A 17,181-nucleotide genomic window follows, 5' to 3' on the forward strand; every position below is an offset into this window, starting at 1 on the left:
GGGCACTGGCCGCATCGATCCCCGCGGTGCGCCCGCCCGATGCCTGGGTGACAACCGTGTGACGATCTCTGGTTCCAACCCGCATGAGGTCAACGGGGCAGGAGGGGACAGCTAATCTTCGAAGTGTCAGACGTGATGGGGCGTGGGATTCAATTCGCCTCTCGCGTCGATGTATCAAACATTCGATCGGAGGAACGTTCTCCATGAAGAAACCAACTGCGCTGTTGTCGCGACGATCTGCGCTGCGCCTCGGGGGCGTGCTGGCGGCTTTGGCGCTGCTGGGCGCCGCCTGCGGCAGCGACTCTGACGACGAGGCCACAGACGAACCCGCTGCCACGACCGAAGCGGCAACAGCCACCGATGCCACAAAAGTCGAACTGGTGCAGAGCGAGGACGATCTGCTCGACACAGTCATCGCCCGCGGCGAGCTGAAGTGCGGCGTGTCCGGCGCAGCGGTGGCGTTCTCCGAGACGCAGCCCGACGGATCGCAGACCGGCTTCGACGCCGACTTCTGCCGTGTCGTCGCAGCCGCCATCTTCGGCGATGCCAACGCTGTGGAATTCACGCCGCTGACCGCTGCAGAGCGGTTCACTGCCGTGCAGACCGGGGCTATCGACGTGCTGATGCGCAACACCACCTGGACCCAGGGCCGTGACACCGAGGTCGGCATGGACTTCGGGCCCACCACCTACTACGACGGACAGCAGCTGATGGCTCGCGCGAGCGACGGCTTCAGCGGCAGTTCGACGGTCGCCGACATCGGCGGCGCGGTGGTGTGCACGAACGCCGGCACCACGACCGAGCAGAACATCGCCGACGCAGCCGACGCTGCGGGTGTGGAGATCCGGCTGGACACCTTCGAGGACTTCGACATCGTCACCACCAACTTCGTCCAAGAAGCATGCGACATCGTGACGACCGACGGATCGGCCCTCGTCGGCCGCAAAGCCAACCAGCAGCCTGACGACCAGGAATGGGTGATCTTCCCGCCCACGCCGATCTCCAAGGAGCCGCTCGGCCCGACCTACGGTCAGAACCAGTCGCGCTTCGCGGACGTGGTCAACTGGGCCGTCTACGCCACGATCATCGCTGACGAGAAGGGCATCACCTCCCAGAACGTCGACTCGAGGATGGGTGACGGCTCGCTCGATGCTGAGGCGGTCCGCCTGCTGGGCGGCGAAGGCGAGCTGCAGACGGCCATGGGACTGTCGGCCGACGCCTTCTACAGCGTCATCAGCCAGGTCGGGAATTACGACGAGATCTACTCCCGTCACCTGAACCCGGTCGGCCTGACCCGCGCTGGGTCCGCCAACGCGGGCTGGCTCGACGGAGGTCTGATCTACGCGCCGCCGGCTCGCTGAGCCAGAACACCTGAGGGGGTATCGCCCCCGCAGCCACAGCTGAACGCACGGCCCCCGATCCAGCCGGATCGGGGGCCGTTGCGCGCCTGGCCCGCCTCAGACGCCGGGCTGCGTGACGTGCCGCGGCGAGACTGCGAGGGGTCACAGCAGTCAGTGAGCCGCGACGCAGTGGTGCGCATGGCATACGGTGGCGAGCAGTGAGCGATGAGCTAGCGACGGGGGACAACGCGCCGCTGAGCAATCTGGGCGCGCGCCCGCCCTTCTACCGCGACGCCACGGTGGTCAAGTGGCTCTCGCAGGTGGTGGGTCTCGTCCTGGTGCTGCTGGGCCTGTTCTTCCTGTCCTCCCAGGCGCAGAACAACCTCGCCGAGCGGGACATCGCCACCGGCTACGACTTCTTGGGCACTGCGCTCGGCAGCGACCTCGGCTCGGGCATCGACACCAACCCGGCCACCAGCGGCCGAGCGCTGTGGGCAGGCATGGTCAACACCATCCGCCTGGCGATCGCCGGCATCGTGCTGGCGACGATCCTGGGGGTGCTCGTCGGCGTCGGGCGGCTGTCTCGCAACTGGATCGTGAACCGCACCAGCAGCATCTTCGTGGAGACGCTGCGCAACATCCCGCTGCTCGTGCAGATCATCCTGATCTTCGTCGTGATAGCGAGCTTGCCTCGGGTCACGATCGACCAAGGACCGATTCACGGCTGGCTCCACGTCTCCAACAAGGGCGTGTCGATTCCGCGGGTGACGATCGGCGACGGCTTCTACCAGTGGATCATCTTCGTGATCGTCGGCGCGGCGCTGGGCTGGTCGGTGCTGCGCCGCCAAGAACGCCGCCACGACCTGACGGGCCAGCAGACCTACCCGTGGCTGAGCTTCACCGCCGTGGTGGCAGCGTTCGCTGCGGTTGGCTGGTTCGCGCATCCGGCATTGGGGTGGGTGGGCGCCATCTTCGACGCGATTGCCTCGGGCATCGACGCGTTGACCCCAGGCATCGTGCAAGCGGCCATCTCGCTGCTGGCCGTTGCCGCGGCAGTGCAGTGGATCAGGCGATTCCTGGCGGGCCGTCGCACGCCGGCGGGGCTGACCAGGCTCACCGACGACGACTGGTTCCGCATCATCTTCGCCGGCGTAGGCGCAGTGCTCGTCATCGTGTTCGTGACGATCGTGTGGCCCGGGTTGGCGAGCTGGGTCATCAACTCAGGTCGCGACCTGTTCGGGGTGATCGCCGACAAGTACGGCGACGGCCGCACCGCAAGTCCGATCACCGCCTTCCGGCCCGACATCGAGCAGCTCGGAAACTTCCCGAACTACGGCCCGGCCGGCCTGAACCTGATACAGGCGCTGGCGGCGGTGTACTTCGGCGTGGTGCTCTACACGGCGGCGTTCATCGCTGAGGTGGTGCGCGGCGGCATTCTGGCCGTGCCGAAGGGCCAGAGCGAGGCTGCGGGGGCGCTGGGCCTGCGGCGCACCACCATGCTGCGGCGGGTGATCCTGCCCCAGGCGTTCCGAGTGATCCTGCCGCCGCTGGGCAACCAGTACCTCAACTTGACCAAGAACACCTCGCTGGCCATCGCCATCGGCTACAGCGATGTGGTCCAGGTAGGCCAGACGGTCTACAACCAGACTGGCAAGACGCTCGAGGTGGTCTCCATCTGGATGCTGTTCTACTTGGCCTGCTCGCTGACGATCTCGGTGGTCGTCAACTTCTTCAACGTCCGCATGCGGATCGTGGAGCGCTGAGATGGAACAGGGCGACGGCGTGCCGGCTGTGGGAGACCTGTCCGTCATGGGGGACAGGTCCGCCCTCACGCCTGCTGCAGCCCGACCCGTCGTAGCGGCCTATCGCTCGCCGGGGGAGTGGATTCGCAAGAACCTCTTCCCCAATCCGTTCAATTCGTTCCTGACCGTCGCCTTCGGCCTGTTCGTGCTGTTCGCTCTGCGAGGGCTGCTGAACTTCGTGTTCAGCGAGGAGCGGGGCTGGGATGCCGTCCGCACGAACCTGCGGCTGATCTTCACCCACGCCTATCCCGAAGAGCAGTACGTGCGGGTGTGGGTATGCGTCGGCGTCGTGGTGACCCTGGCGGGCCTGTCCTTGGGCGTGTTCGCTGGCCGCGGCGACGGTGTCGAACTGCGGAAGATCTCCAACGCGCTGACAACCGCGGCCGCCGCCATCGCCATCGGCGTCGTCCTGCGCGAGCCATCGGTGCTGATCGGCGCCGACGGTGCAGTCGTGCGAGACGGCGACGATGCGGTCCGGCAGTCGTTCGCCGAGGCGATGGCGGACCGTTGGGGCTGGTGGCTCGCAGCCGCGATCCTCATCGCCGTGGCACAGGTCATGCGTCGCATGCCGAAGCGACATGACGGATCGCCGCCCACGGTGCAGGCGATCGACTTCGCAGTCGCCGCGTTGGCCGTTCCGGTGTTGTCGGCGTGGATCTATCCGTGGGGTCACTACGCCTTCGCCGAGGGGGAGTTCATCGCCGAGCCCGGCCGCACCGTGGCCATGTCCACCAAGCTGCCGTGGACCGTCATGTGGGTGCTGACGGTTGCCGCGTTGCTCGCGGGCCGCTGGGTGCGTTCGCACCTCGGCGAGCGGACGCTGTCGAGTGTGCGCATCACGGTGACCTTGGCCTGGCTGATGGTGCCGTTCGTCCTGTACTGGGTGGTGCTGCGCGACCCCGACCTCGACTGGACACGGGTGGGCTCGGTGGACCTGCCGCTGGCGCTGGCGTTCGGCATCGCCGGCGGGGCGGTGCTGTGGTGGCTCACCTCCGAAGGCATCGGCGAGCTCGGCCGCATCGCCGGAGTGGTGCTGCTTGCCATTGCGGGGTTCAACTGGCTCGCGGCCTTCATGGGCTGGTACCCGATGCTGCAGAAGGTGCGCATCAGCTTCCTCCTGCTGGCGGTAGTGGCGCTGCTGGCGCACAACTTCTCCGGGGAGACCCAGAAGCGGCGACGCCTCGTCGCGGCGTGGCTGACGATCACCGCCGTGTTCCACTACTTCGCCACCATCATGAACACGCCGTCGACGGTGGAGACGCCGACCGAGGCGCTGATCGGCGGATTCGCCGTCACGCTGGTGGTGGCGGTGTTCACCCTCATGCTCTCGTTCCCGCTCGGGGTGCTGCTGGCGCTGGCCCGCACCTCGCGGCTGCCGATCTTCCGGGTCATGGCGACCTCGTACATCGAGGTGGTGCGGGGCGTTCCCCTCATCACCATCCTCATCTTCTTCGTGGTGATCCTGCCGCTGTTCCTGCCGTCGAACATGGAGATCAGCCTGTTCGCCTCCGCCACGCTGGGCTACACGCTGTTCTCGGCGGCCTATCTGGCCGAGAACGTGCGCGGCGGCCTGCAGTCGATTCGCCGAGGGCAGTACGAGGCGTCCGACGCGGTCGGCTTGAGCACGGTGCAGCGAACGACATTCATCGTTTTGCCCCAGTCGCTGCGGGCGTCGATTCCGCCGCTGGTGGGCCAGGTGATCGCCACGTTCAAGGAAACCTCGCTGCTGGCCATCATCGGCGTGTTCGACATCCTGCGCATGGCCAACAGCGTCATTCCGGCCCAGACGCAATTCTTGGGCATCAAGCGAGAGGGCCTGCTGTTCGTCTCGCTCGTCTATTGGGTGTTCGCATACACGCTGTCGAAGTGGAGCCAGCGGCTCGAGCGACGGCTCGGCGTGGGCGAACGATAAGCACGACAAGGGGAGCACGACGTGAGCATCAGCGACGCCACCGTCGCAGTGTCTGAGGAGCTAGCGGCAAGAGACGACATGATCGTGTGCCGCGGCGTGGACAAGTGGTTCGGCGACTTTCAGGCCCTCAGCGGCATCAGCGCGACCATCAAGGAGCAGGAGATCGTCGTGGTGCTCGGGCCCTCGGGCTCGGGCAAGAGCACGTGGATTCGCTGCATCAACCGGCTCGAAGCCCACCAGAGCGGCCAGATCATTGTGGACGGCATCGAGCTGAGCAACGACCTGCGCAACATCGAGAAGATCCGCTCCGAGGTGGGCATGGTCTTCCAGCAGTTCAATCTGTTCCCGCACCTGACGGTGATGGACAACATCACGCTGGCGCCCATCTGGGTGCGCCGCAAGTCGCGGCCCGAGGCCGAGGAGCAGGCTCTGGCGCTGCTCGAGCGTGTGGGCATTCCCGAGCAGGCGCAGAAGTTCCCCGGTCAGCTGTCAGGCGGGCAGCAGCAGCGCGTGGCGATCGCGCGGGCGCTGGCGATGGAGCCCCGGGTGATGCTGTTCGACGAGCCCACCTCGGCACTCGACCCCGAGATGATCAAAGAAGTGCTCGATGTGATGGAGGGGCTGGCGCGCTCGGGCATGACCATGATGGTGGTGACCCACGAGATGGGCTTCGCCCGAGAGGTGGCCGACCGCATCATCTTCATGGAGGACGGCGAGATCGTGGAGGTCGGCACCCCGCATCATTTCTTCACCGAGCCCGCCGAAGAGCGCACCAAGCTGTTCTTGAGCCAGGTCCTCTGATTCCGGCTGAGCCGTGACTGGTGGGCGTGTGGTTCTGATCTCGGCGCAGTCTCAGCCGTTGGGCTCGCCGTACGGGGCGCCGGCCTGCTCGTAGCAGTCCGGGTGATAGTGCTCGACGCGATCCCAGCGGCTCTTCACGTACACGTTGCAGATGATCTGCTCAGCCCGGATGCGCGCCCGGAACTTGATGAGTTCGTCGCAGACTGCGCAATAGGCCGAGTTGCCGGCGTCGACAGTGCGTGACACGGCCCTGCTCTTCCACCGCTTGCGGTCGGGCGCAGAGGTGTTCGCTGAGGTCGAAGCCGACGACGCCGAGGTGTCCGTAGCCATGGCGGGACCCTAGCGAACGGTCGCGCGTGTCGTGCGGATACTCGCGCTCTACGCGCGAGAAATCACACATGACGCGCGATTGACGCAGACGAATCGCGCGCAGTGTGCGCGATCGCAGCGACCGTCGGCACGAGACGCGGCGTGCTCGGACGTCAAAAGCGACAGGGAATGCTGCCACCGAGGGGCGGGCGGCTCTCGGCCTCGGACATCGCGTGCTCGGTCCTAGAGAACACTCGGGTGAACGGCGTGACTGCGCCGAGCGATAGTGAGTGCCCGAGGTAGCGTGCTCAGCCGTGTCCGAGTGTCCGCCCGCGTCTGGTGCCGTGAACGCCGTGCTGTTCGATTTCGGCGGGGTGATCACCGAGAGCCCGTTCGAGGCGTTCAACCGCTACGAAGACCGCATTGGCATCCCTCGCGACACCATCCGGCAGATCAACGCCACCAACCCTGACACCAACGCATGGGCACGGCTCGAGCGCAGCGAGGTCAGCGTCGAAGAGTTCGCCGAACTGTTCGAAGCAGAGGCTGCCGGCCGAGGGCACGAGCTGTCCGGTACGCAGGTGCTGGGGTGTCTCAGCGGCGGGCTGCGGCCGCAGATGGTGCGTGCACTGGAGATTCTCGCGGCGCGCCTGCCGGTGGGCTGCATCACCAACAACGTGCGCACGGGCCACGGCACCGGCATGGCACGCGACGCAGCCGCTGCCGCGGCGATTGCCGAGGTGATGAAGCTGTTCAGGGTCGTGATCGAGTCGTCGGTCGTGGGGCTGCGCAAGCCCGATCCGCGGATCTACGAGCTGGCATGCGCCGAGCTGGGCATCGACCCAGCCTGCACGGCCTACCTCGACGACCTGGGCATCAACTGCAAGCCGGCCGCAGCCATGGGCATGGCCGCCATCAAGGTGACCGACCCCGACGCTGCTCTGGGTGAGCTGGAAGCACTCGTCGGCTTCGAGCTGCGTTGATGCCCGACCGAGCAACTCGCTGATCGGCAGCCGGCATGGCGGGCCAGTTCATCTACACGCTGCGGGAGGTCAGCCGGCACTACCCGCCCGACCGCGATGTGCTGCGCGACGTGACACTGGCGTTCCTGCCGGGCGCGAAGATCGGTGTGATCGGCCACAACGGCTCGGGCAAGTCGACGCTGCTGCGGATCATGGCCGGTCTCGACGACGGCTACGTCGGCGAGGCACGGCTGTCGCCCGACGCTTCGGTGGGACTGTTGCCCCAAGAGCCGCAGCTCGACCCAGCGCTCGACGTCGAAGGCAACGTGATGAGCGGCGTGGCCGCGACGGCCGCGCTGTTGAGGGCCTACGAGGAGCTCATGGCGGGCTGGGCAGAACCCGATGCCGACTTCGACGCCCTCGGCGCCCGCCAGGCAGAGCTGGAGGACAAGATCGCCGCCGCCGATGCGTGGAACCTGGACCGTCAGGTCGCGATGGCGATGGACGCGTTGGGCCTGCCGCCGCCCGACGCCGAGGTGACGACGCTGTCGGGAGGCGAGCGTCGCCGGGTGGCCTTGTGCCGCCTGCTGCTGTCCCGCCCCGACTTGCTTTTGCTGGACGAGCCCACCAACCACCTCGACGCGGAATCGGTGGCGTGGCTCGAACGGTTCCTGGCCGACTACGCGGGGACGGTCGTGGCGATCACCCATGACCGCTACTTCTTGGACAACGTCGCCGGCTGGATCCTCGAGGTCGACCACGGCCGCACGCACCCCTTCGAGGGCAACTACAGCGCCTGGCTCGAGCACCACCACGAACGGCTCGCCTCACAGCAACGCCAGTCCGAAGCTCGAGCGCGCACGCTGGCACGCGAGCTGGAGTGGGTGCGCATGTCGCCGCGGGCGCGTCAGGCCAAGAGCCGGGCTCGCGTCAGCGCGTATGAGGAGCTGCTGGCCTCCCATCGCAAAGCCGCTGACGAGCAGCGTCGAGCGGACGCATTGCAGATCACCATCCCGATGTCACGGCGCCTGGGCTCGCAGGTCATCGAGACCGAGTGCCTCGCCAAGGCCTACGGCGACCGGCTGCTGTTCGACGACCTCTCCTTCAGCCTGCCGCCGGGCGGCATCGTGGGGGTGGTCGGCGCGAATGGCGCCGGCAAGACCACGCTGTTTCGGCTGCTGGTCGGCGACGAGCAGCCCGATGCGGGCAGCATCACGATCGGCGAGACCGTCGACATCGCCTACGTCGACCAGTCGCGGGCAGTGCTCGACGATGACCGCACGGTCTATGAGGAGATCACCGACGGGCAGGACACGCTGCGGATCACCGGCTTGGACGGCGCGCGCGAGGTCAACGGCAGGGCGTTTGTTGCCTCGTTCAATTTCACCGGTGCCGACCAGCAAAAGCGTGTGGGCGACCTCGCGGGCGGCGAGCGGAACCGGGTGCACCTGGCCAGGACGCTGCGGCAGGGCTGCAACGTGCTGCTGCTCGACGAGCCCACCAACGACCTCGATGTCGACACGCTGCGTGCGCTGGAGGCCGCCTTGGAGTCGTTCGGAGGCTGCGCTGTGGTCATCAGCCACGACCGCTGGTTCCTCGACCGCGTTGCCACCCATGTGCTGGCATTCGAGGGCAACAGCGCGGTGCGCTGGTTCGAAGGCAACTTCACCGACTACGAGGCCTTCGCCAAGCGCGAGCTGGACGCCGGCGCAGGCCCGACGCGCATCGCCGACAAGCCGATTGCCCACTGACGCTACGAATCATCAACCGGCGTTCAGAGGGACGTCGATCAGAGACGCTCGACATTTTCGAGCGTTCGGTACTCGCATTGTCCGGGCACCTCGGAACCGGAAGCGGAACCGGAGCCGACGCCATCGTCGAAGTGCTCGACGGTCGGCGTTAGCTTCGTCGGGGTGCGGATCGCGACGTGGAATGTCAACAGCCTGAACGCTCGCTTGGAACGCGTCGACGAATGGCTGGACTACGCCGAGCCTGACGTCTTGCTGCTGCAGGAGACGAAGATGTCCGATGAGCAGTTTCCGCATCGGCACTTTGAGGCGCAGGGCTACGACTCGGCGCACCACGGCGAGGGCCGCTGGAACGGGGTGGCCATCGTGTCGCGCGTGGGCATCGACAACCCGGTCGCCGGCTTTGCTGACGGCCGCGAACCCGATCCCGATGCGCGGATCATCTCGGCCCGCTGCGGGGGGGTGAGGGTGAGCTCGGTCTATGTGCCCAACGGGCGTGCGGTCGACCATGAGCACTACCGCTACAAGCTGGACTGGCTCGGGCGCTTGCGTGCTCACCTGCAGGCCACCTGCGATCCGGCCGAGCCGGTGCTGGTCGGCGGCGACTTCAACGTGTGCCCGGACTACCGCGATGTGTGGGACCCCGACAATCCCGAGCCCCGCACCCACGTCACCGAACCTGAACGGCACGCCATCGCCGAGGTGTGCGATTGGGGGCTCGCCGACATCTTCCGCGAGCACTACGACGCCGCGGGCCTCTACAGCTGGTGGGACTACCGAGACGGCGCGTTCTACAAGCGCCACGGCCTGCGAATCGACCTGCTGCTGGGCACCGAGCCGGTGGTTGCAGCTACGCAGTTCTGCCTCATCGATCGCAACGCCCGCAAGGGCACCAAGCCATCGGACCACACGCCGGTGTTCGCGGATCTCGCGCTCTGACGCTGAGCCGGCCGGCCGCACCGTGCCGCTCGACCGGCTCTACTTGCGGCTGGTTGCCATGTGGCTCCGGGTCAACTCGGGCACCGGCGTGTCTCCGGATGCGCTTCCCGCCGACCGGCGGACCCCGGCTCAGTGTTCGCGTGTGGTGCCGAGCGCCGCACGAGCTTCGGCCAGCCGACTCGCAGCGTCGTCGCGAGCAAGCGGCGGCGGCTCGGCGGTCGCGTGTTCGATCAGCTCCAGCCATGGCGACGGACTGCGAGGCCCGCCGCCCGTCCCGCGGCCCGATCGGTGCCGCGCCCAGGTGAAGTGGAGCGTGCGGCTCGCCCGCGACACCGCCACGTAGAACAGCCGTCGCTCCTCGAGGTCGTCTCGGCGCAGCGGCACGAGCCCGTCCTCCGCCCCGGCGATCACCACATGAGGCCACTGCAGGCCTTTTGCGGCGTGGAAGGTGGCCAGCGTGACTGCGCCGTCTCGTGGGTCGAGCGACGCACCGAGCCGGTAACGGTCAAAGAGATCGACGGTGAACTCGCGTTCACGGTTCGCCAGCAGCGCCGCCCAGCTCGCGAAGCCGTCGCCAGTGGCGCCGATATGGCGCGATCGGCGACCCGCCGAGCTGTCGATCTCGGCCAGATAGGCCTCCGCCAGCTCGAGCACTCCCAGCAGCGTCTCCGCGGGCACTTCAGCAGACGGCGTCTCGGAGACCGCTCGCGGGTCTGCCCGCAGGCGTTCGCCGACTTCGGGCCGTGGAGAAGTGCCGCGCGAACGCTCAGTCGACGCTGAGCGCAGATCGGGAGCAGAGCCGTCGAGCGCCTCGGCTCGCAGGTCCTCGACAGCGGCAGCGAACGGCACGTTCGAGGTGCGAAACCTCTCTAGCAGCTCCCTGACGGCGGGCAACTGGAGAAACGGGCTGCGCTGACCGCTGAGCCGGTAGGGGATGGCGCGGGCATTCAGCGCGGTCGCGATGTCGCCGAGCTGACCATTCGTGCGTGCCAGCACCCCGAAGGCGCCCCAGCGCACCCGGCCGACGCGCCGGTCGGCGATCCATCTGGCGATGCCGTCAGCTTCTGCTCCGACATCGTCGAACGCGGTCACGGTCGGCACCGGACCTGTCTCGTGCGGTCGAGCGGGGCTCTGACGCGCTCCGCTCGGGCCGATGTCTGGTGACAGCTCGCCCGGACTCGCGGGCTCGCGCGCAGCATCGCCGCGGGGCTCTGACCGTTGGCGCGTTTGCGGCGCCATGACGGCCTGCGCTGCGGTGACCAGCGAGGGATGGCTGCGGTAGTTGAGTTCGAGCCGGATCACCTGTGCGCCCTCGAAGTGACGCTCGAAGCCGGCGACGTAGCGGCTGTCGGCACCATTCCACCCGTAGATCGCTTGGTCGATGTCGCCGACGGCGCAGATGTCGGCAGCCTTGCTATACACGGCGTCGGACCCGCCGATCCATTCCCCCAGCAGCTCCCACTGCAGCCGGTTGAGATCTTGGAACTCGTCGACAAAGAAGTGGCGGTGAAGCCAGCGCTGCGCAGCAGCGAAGTGCTCGTCGGAGCGCATCAGGCGCGTGCACTCCGCCAATAGGTCGTCGAAATCGAGAAGACGGCGACGCGACTTCGTGCGCTCGAAGTGCTTGAAGAGCTCCGCGGCTGCTTCGCCGCCTTGGCGCCCGAGCCGACGATGAGCCGGCCCCTCGCGATATTCGGCGACCGACAGGCTGCTGGCCTTGGCCCAGTCGATCTCGCGCAGCGCCGCGGCAACCGTGATCGGCGGCCTGGGCCCGAATGCACGCTGGAGGTGCTCTGCGAGTTCGCTGCTCAGCGCACCCCGGCTGGGAAGAATCTTGCGCTCGGCGCGGCCGTGATCGATGTCGTACCGGCGCACTTGTGCCAGAGCGATCGAGTGGAAGGTGCCCACAGGACCCATGTCGTCGATGTCGAGTTCCCTCAGCCGGGTCCGCAGCTCGTGGGCAGCCCGCCGAGTGAACGTCACGGCCATGGCGCGCCGCGCCTGCATCGACTCGGTGGCGGAACGCCAGGCGATGCGGTGCGTGAGCACGCGGGTCTTGCCGCTCCCCGGACCGGCCACCACCAGCAGCGCACTCGCGCTCGAGCGCACGGCGGCTCGCTGGGCGGCGTCAAGCCCGTCGTCGGCCGGCAGTGTCTCGTCTGGCAGCGACCGCCTCGGCAGCGTCGCGCTCGGCAGCGTCTCACCCGGCTGCGCTGGGGCGCCGGCGTCGTCTGAGTCACTCATCGCCGACCTCGTTCACCCCTGCGAAGTTCACCACGGCGAACCTAGGCCCTCGCACTGTGCAGTCTGCCTGCGCAGTCTGGGTGCGCTGGCTGCATGCGCGGCAGCTCCTAGGAGACTGGTCGGCAAGTCGTGTTTCCGCCAGTTTTCCGATTGCAAACCCACAGGTCAGCAGCTTGCTGGATCAGCCCGAAGCCCATTTCCGACCAGACTTCCAGGCGTTGTCGTGTGGGGTGGCCGTTCCCTCGGTGCCGCTGTCGCATGCGCGCCAGCTCTCGGGGCGCTGCCGCCATGCCGAACTGCGCCCATCCGCAGCACCTATCCGCAGCACCTATCCGCAGCACCTATCCGCAGCGTCAATAGCCTGCTTGCGGTGCGGATCGTCAGCCTGGTCCCGAGCGTCACTGAGACGCTGGCCGCGTGGGGCGCCGACCCGATCGCGTGTACTCGATTCTGTGAGCGAGACGATCTGCGACATGTCGGCGGCACGAAAAACCCCGACATCGAGGCCATCGCCGCGCTGGCACCGGATCTTGTCGTCGTCGACCGCGAGGAAAACCGCAAGGAGGACTTCGACGCGCTGGTTGCTGCGGGCATCGAGGTCGAGGCTCTGCACGTCGCATCCATCGATGATGTCGAACCAGAACTCGACCATCTCGCAGCACGGCTCGGTGTTGCCACGCAGCCAGAGCCGATGCCGGCTCGCGCCGGGCTGCCACCGCTGCGCCGTCCGTCGGACGGCACCGGGCCGGTGCGTGTATTCGTGCCGATCTGGCGGCGGCCCTACATGACCGTGGGCGCCCGCACCTACGGCACCTCGCTGCTGGAGTACTGCGGCGTGCAGGTGGCATTTGCCGATCGACCCGACGCCTATCCCACTCTCAGCGAGAGTGACTTTGCCGGCGAGCCGATCGATCTGGTCCTCGCGCCCACCGAGCCGTACGCGTGGCATCGCCGCAATCTCGGCGAGCTCAGCGCGTTCGGCCCGACCAGTCTCATCGACGGCCAAGACCTGTTCTGGTGGGGGGCGCGCACGCCCACGGCGGTGACCCGCGTCGCGCAGACGATTGCGCAGGCGCTGGGCTGAGCGCCTCCGCGCGTGAGCGACGGTCGGGACCTGTTTTGGTCGGGGTCGCGCACGCTTGGCGCCGTCGTGCGTGTTGCGCCGGCGCGCCGAGCGCTGCTGGGTCCCCACCGATTCCCGCAGGCGGCGCCAAGTAGCGTGACGGAAGCCTAAAGAGGGGATTGGACATGGGTACAGGACCGCTGGCAGGAGTGCGCGTCATCGAGCTGCAGGGCATCGGCCCGGGGCCCTTCTGCGGGATGATGCTCTCCGACATGGGCGCCGAGGTCATCCGCGTCGAACGGGCCGCCGGAGTCAGAGATCACGATCCCGACAGCCCGCCCATCGACGTGCTGGCCCGTGGCCGGACATCGATCGGGCTCGACCTCAAGAACCCCGACGGCGTCGAGGCGCTGCTGCGGCTTGTGGAGCATTCCGACGCCCTGATCGAAGGCTTCCGCCCCGGCGTGATGGAACGGCTCGGCATCGGGCCCGACGAGTGCCTGGCTCGCAACGCGCGGCTGGTGTACGGCCGTATGACCGGCTGGGGCCAGGAGGGTCCCTACCACCTGGGTGCAGGGCACGACATCAACTACATCGCGCTGGCGGGCGCTCTCGACCCGATCGGCCGCAAGGGCGAGCCGCCGATCGCTCCGCTGAACCTGGTGGGCGACTTCGGCGGGGGCGGCATGCTGCTGGCATTCGGCGTGGCCTGCGCCCTGTTCGAGTCTCAGCGTTCCGGTGAGGGCCAGGTGGTGGACGCGGCGATGGTCGACGGCGCAGCGACGTTGATGGCCATGTTCCACTCGATGCGGGCGCTGGGAGTGTGGAACGACGAGCGCGGCACGAACATGCTCGACACGGGCAGTCACTTCTACGACGTGTACGAATGCGCCGACGGCAACTACATCTCGGTCGGCTCGATCGAGCCCCAGTTCTATGCCGAGCTGCTGCGCCTCACCGGCCTCGAGGGCGACCCTGACTTCGCCAAGCAGAATTCACGCAGCAGCTGGCCCGAGCTCAAAGAGCGGATCGCCGAGGTCTTCAAGACCAAGACCCGTGACGAGTGGTGCGAGATCATGGACGCCACTGACGTGTGCTTCGCCCCGGTGCTGACCTTGGCCGAGGCCCCGCAGCATCCGCACAACGTCCACCGTGACGTGTTCTGCGAGGTGGCCGGGGTGGTGCAGCCGAGCCCGTCGCCTCGCTTCAGCCGCACCGTGCAAGCGGTGCAGGGCCCCCCGGCACATCCCGGCCAGCACACCGACAGTGTGCTGGCGATCGCCGGTTACGACCCCGACGACGTCGCAAAGCTGCGCGACACCGGTGCCGTTGCCTGAGACCGGCGCCGGGGCTGTGGGCCCTGAAGCCATCAGCGCGCCTGAGAGCCGAGAGCCGCACGACGCGCCGCCGGGTCCCGGAGGCGCCGGCACGCCTGTGAGCCGAGAGCCGCACGACGCACCGGCGAGCCTCGATCGCAAGCTGGTGCCGCTGTACGCCGAGGCAGCGGCAGTCGCCGAGATCTCGCCCGCCAGTGCCTGCGCCATGGCGCGGTTGCTGCTGCGCAGCCTGATCCGAGCCCAAGGGCTGCGCGGCCGTCACCTGGCTCGCGACATCAGCGAGTTGGTGTCGGCGGGTGCCCCGGTGGGGCTGCTGCGCGCCCTCGATGTCATCAAGCTCAGCGACACCGAGGCGCGGCGCCCTGGCGAACTCAATCTCGCCAATGGCCACGGAGATGCGCAGAACCTGCTGATGTTCATCCACCTGTTCACACAGCACGTGACGCCGCCGCAGCAAGCGCCCCACGCCGAGGCGCCGCCACGACAGCGCAACGACTCGGCGGACCCCTCTCCCACGCGGTGAGAGTTTCGCCGCTGGTGTCACCGCACCGAGCTGCTCGGCCGCTGTTGTCACCGCACCGAGCTGCTCGGCCGCTGTTGCTGCGGCAACGAAGTGCCCGGCGGCTCGTATCGCCGCAGCGGAGCGTTCCGCGGGCGCTGCCGTTCACGCAGTGAGCACCGACTTCTGGGTGACGCTGCATACAGCACTGGGCTGGGTGCTGGTGCTGTCCAATGGTGTGGCTGGACTCTGGGCGCTCGGGGCAATCCGCTGGGCAGCACTGCGTCATCGCAGCTTGATGTGGCTTGTGGGAGCCGCGTGGGTGCTGGTCTTCGTGCAGCTCACTGCGGGCGTCATCCTCATGCGAATTGCTGCCGTCCAAGCTCCGGCCTTCCACGTCTTCTACGGGGCCTGCTGCGCGGTCGCGGTTTTCTTCGTCTACGCCTACCGCCAGCAGCTGGCGCACCGGCGCTACGAGCTGTTCGGCCTTGGCGCGCTGTTCATCATGGGACTCGGCATCCGGGCAATGTTCCTCGGCGGCTGACATTCTCGATCTGGGCTGAGAACGTCAACGAATAGGCGCTGAACTGCGGAAACGTCCGCCTGGCTGCCAGCGGCAACAGCTCGCTGACTCGCGATCTTGGGGATCACGAACTCAGTGCCCACGTGGCACACGAGCTCGTAGCGGCTGCGGCTTGCTGATCTGTGATCTTGGGGATCATGAACTCAGTGCCCGCCTGTCACGCGAGTTCGAGGCGGCTGCGGCTTGCTGATCTGTGATCTTGGGGATCATGAACTCAGTGCCCACGTGGCACACGAGCTCGTAGCGGCAACAGCTCGCTGACCCGCGACCTCGAGGACTCTTCCGTCAGTCTGGTGGTGCTCGAGGCCCGGCCCGGTCTCCGGGGCGGTCGGCTGTGCCCGTTGACACGGCCCGTGGGCTGGCCTCGTTGTCGGTGCCGTCGGCGCCGTCGGTGCTGTCGGCCGCCGGGGCAGGGGCGTGGAGTGTGAGCCGGCCAGGGCGTGTGGGGTGGGGCCCGACGGTGAAGCCTTGTTCGTGGATCTTGTCGTGGTGGCAGTGGTGGCAGACCGATGCGAGGTTGGCGTAGTCGGTGGGGCCGCCGTGCTGCCAGTGATCGATGTGGTGGTATCGGCAGTGGTCAGGGTGGGTGCCGCAGCCGATGCAGCCTTGATCGCGCAATGCCAGAGCGCAGCGTTGAAGCTCGGTGGCGGAGCGGCGGCTGCGTCCCATGCGCAGGTCGCCGGTTGCGTCGTTGAAGATCGTGGGCAGCACGCCGGCATCGACTGCGATGCGGGCGATCTCGCCGATGGGGATGGGGGTGCCGTCCGCGAAGCGGGTGTTGGCGAGCTGGTGGTTGACCATGTCGTAATCGGCGACCACTACCAGCGAGGTGCCTGAGGGCCGTGAGGTGTCGGGCTCGCAGATGAGCTTGGCGATCGCGTCGGCGGTGCGCTGCGCGGGAGTGGGACGGCAGTTAGCGTCCTCGTCGCGGTACAGGCGCCGTTCGGTCGCCGCGATGGCTGATGCCAGTCGGGCGCCAGTGACGGGATCGAATTGACCGTTGATGACCACCATGCCGCTGTCGCGGTTGGTGAACACACGCGCAGAGCGCTGCTGTCGTTGCTGTTCGAGCAGGGACGCACCGTCGTCGCGGCTCACATCAGCCACATGGCGCGCGACCGTGCGACGGAACTCGTCATAGCCCTCATGTCGGGCTCGTTCGGTCAGAAATGCCTCGTCGATGGGGGCGTCAGCGGCGGCGCGTGCGATCAGTCGAGCGTGGCCCGCGGGCAGCGCACCCGAAGCGAGACCGTCGCGGGTCAGGTCCAACTCGCCCAGCGCCACCGCGGCCTTCACGTCGCCGCGCGCCGCACGCCCAGACAGAGACAGAGTCTCCTTCGCGGTGTGCTCAGCGTTGGCGTTTCCGCGGCGGCGAGCGAGCTCGCACAGCACATCGGCCTTCATCACAGCCAAGCAGGACTCCGCCCGACCCATTTCGCCCAGCCGGGCGCGCAAGCCAGCGTCGCTCAGCGTGGAAACATCAACCGTTTCTACATGCAGCACAGCGTCTCGCGCTCTGTGCTGCGTTCGGGATCCGCTGCCGTTCTCCATGAGAACAAACGTATATGGGGGGTGCCACATCAAAGGCAGAGTCGGACGCCTCAGGGTCCGCCGTGGTGTGTCCAATTGGACAGTCCCCATT

The 17,181-nt window shown here is 67.5% G+C and carries 14 protein-coding genes; 11 read left to right on the plus strand and 3 right to left on the minus strand.

Features of this window, described 5'->3' with window-relative positions; all coding sequences use genetic code 11:
- Positions 1 to 203: 203 nt before the first annotated feature.
- From ACOOF5_RS10975 to ACOOF5_RS10990, 4 genes are all read left to right on the plus strand, one after another.
- The gene (locus ACOOF5_RS10975) at positions 204 to 1,361 is read left to right on the plus strand and encodes an amino acid ABC transporter substrate-binding protein (protein WP_420439059.1); all 1,158 of its coding nucleotides are present in this window, start codon (positions 204 to 206) and stop codon (positions 1,359 to 1,361) included.
- A gap of 197 nt (positions 1,362 to 1,558) precedes the next feature.
- Entirely contained in the window at positions 1,559 to 3,103 is a 1,545-nt protein-coding gene (locus ACOOF5_RS10980; protein WP_420439061.1) for an ABC transporter permease subunit, read from the plus strand.
- A 1-nt stretch (position 3,104) separates the two neighbouring features.
- Positions 3,105 to 5,054 (plus strand): amino acid ABC transporter permease, encoded by a 1,950-nt coding sequence (locus ACOOF5_RS10985; protein ID WP_420439063.1) that lies wholly within the window; start codon positions 3,105 to 3,107, stop codon positions 5,052 to 5,054.
- A gap of 78 nt (positions 5,055 to 5,132) precedes the next feature.
- The gene (locus ACOOF5_RS10990; protein WP_420440959.1) at positions 5,133 to 5,855 is read left to right on the plus strand and encodes an amino acid ABC transporter ATP-binding protein; all 723 of its coding nucleotides are present in this window, start codon (positions 5,133 to 5,135) and stop codon (positions 5,853 to 5,855) included.
- Between the two features lie 51 nt (positions 5,856 to 5,906).
- Here ACOOF5_RS10990 and ACOOF5_RS10995 read toward each other — a convergent pair whose 3' ends face one another.
- A complete protein-coding gene (locus ACOOF5_RS10995) occupies positions 5,907 to 6,185 on the minus strand; it encodes a hypothetical protein (RefSeq protein WP_420439065.1) in 279 nt (92 codons plus the stop codon).
- Positions 6,186 to 6,478: 293 nt separating this feature from the next.
- Between ACOOF5_RS10995 and ACOOF5_RS11000 the strand changes: the two genes are divergently transcribed.
- The 3 genes from ACOOF5_RS11000 (at position 6,479) to ACOOF5_RS11010 (ending at position 9,813) form a co-directional block, all read left to right on the plus strand.
- On the plus strand, positions 6,479 to 7,147 hold the full coding sequence (locus ACOOF5_RS11000) for an HAD-IA family hydrolase (RefSeq protein WP_420439067.1): 669 nt from the start codon (positions 6,479 to 6,481) through the stop codon (positions 7,145 to 7,147).
- 35 nt (positions 7,148 to 7,182) lie between these two features.
- Complete coding sequence (gene ettA, locus ACOOF5_RS11005; RefSeq protein ID WP_420439069.1) at positions 7,183 to 8,877, plus strand: energy-dependent translational throttle protein EttA; 1,695 nt, start codon at positions 7,183 to 7,185, stop codon at positions 8,875 to 8,877.
- A 162-nt stretch (positions 8,878 to 9,039) separates the two neighbouring features.
- Entirely contained in the window at positions 9,040 to 9,813 is a 774-nt protein-coding gene (locus tag ACOOF5_RS11010; protein WP_420439071.1) for an exodeoxyribonuclease III, read from the plus strand.
- A 129-nt stretch (positions 9,814 to 9,942) separates the two neighbouring features.
- Here ACOOF5_RS11010 and ACOOF5_RS11015 read toward each other — a convergent pair whose 3' ends face one another.
- On the minus strand, positions 9,943 to 12,057 hold the full coding sequence (locus tag ACOOF5_RS11015) for an ATP-dependent helicase (RefSeq protein WP_420439073.1): 2,115 nt from the start codon (positions 12,055 to 12,057) through the stop codon (positions 9,943 to 9,945).
- Between the two features lie 370 nt (positions 12,058 to 12,427).
- Here ACOOF5_RS11015 and ACOOF5_RS11020 point away from each other — a divergent pair, with 370 nt between their 5' ends.
- The 4 genes from ACOOF5_RS11020 (at position 12,428) to ACOOF5_RS11035 (ending at position 15,500) form a co-directional block, all read left to right on the plus strand.
- Complete coding sequence (locus tag ACOOF5_RS11020; protein WP_420439075.1) at positions 12,428 to 13,141, plus strand: helical backbone metal receptor; 714 nt, start codon at positions 12,428 to 12,430, stop codon at positions 13,139 to 13,141.
- A gap of 164 nt (positions 13,142 to 13,305) precedes the next feature.
- Positions 13,306 to 14,457, plus strand: a complete 1,152-nt coding sequence (locus ACOOF5_RS11025) for a CaiB/BaiF CoA transferase family protein (RefSeq protein ID WP_420439077.1) — start codon at positions 13,306 to 13,308, stop codon at positions 14,455 to 14,457.
- Positions 14,444 to 14,980: a hypothetical protein gene (locus ACOOF5_RS11030; RefSeq protein ID WP_420439079.1), complete on the plus strand. Its 537-nt coding sequence runs from the start codon at positions 14,444 to 14,446 to the stop codon at positions 14,978 to 14,980. The genes ACOOF5_RS11025 and ACOOF5_RS11030 overlap by 14 nt, the downstream gene beginning before the upstream one ends.
- A 148-nt stretch (positions 14,981 to 15,128) precedes the next feature.
- A complete protein-coding gene (locus ACOOF5_RS11035) occupies positions 15,129 to 15,500 on the plus strand; it encodes a hypothetical protein (protein WP_420439081.1) in 372 nt (123 codons plus the stop codon).
- 324 nt (positions 15,501 to 15,824) lie between these two features.
- Here the strand turns inward: ACOOF5_RS11035 and ACOOF5_RS11040 are convergent, their stop codons facing one another.
- Positions 15,825 to 17,090: an HNH endonuclease gene (locus ACOOF5_RS11040; RefSeq protein ID WP_420439083.1), complete on the minus strand. Its 1,266-nt coding sequence runs from the start codon at positions 17,088 to 17,090 to the stop codon at positions 15,825 to 15,827.
- Positions 17,091 to 17,181 lie beyond the last annotated feature (91 nt).

Origin of the sequence: Candidatus Poriferisodalis sp. (genome assembly GCF_965214215.1) — a bacterium.
Lineage (GTDB): Bacteria > Actinomycetota > Acidimicrobiia > Acidimicrobiales > Poriferisodalaceae > Poriferisodalis.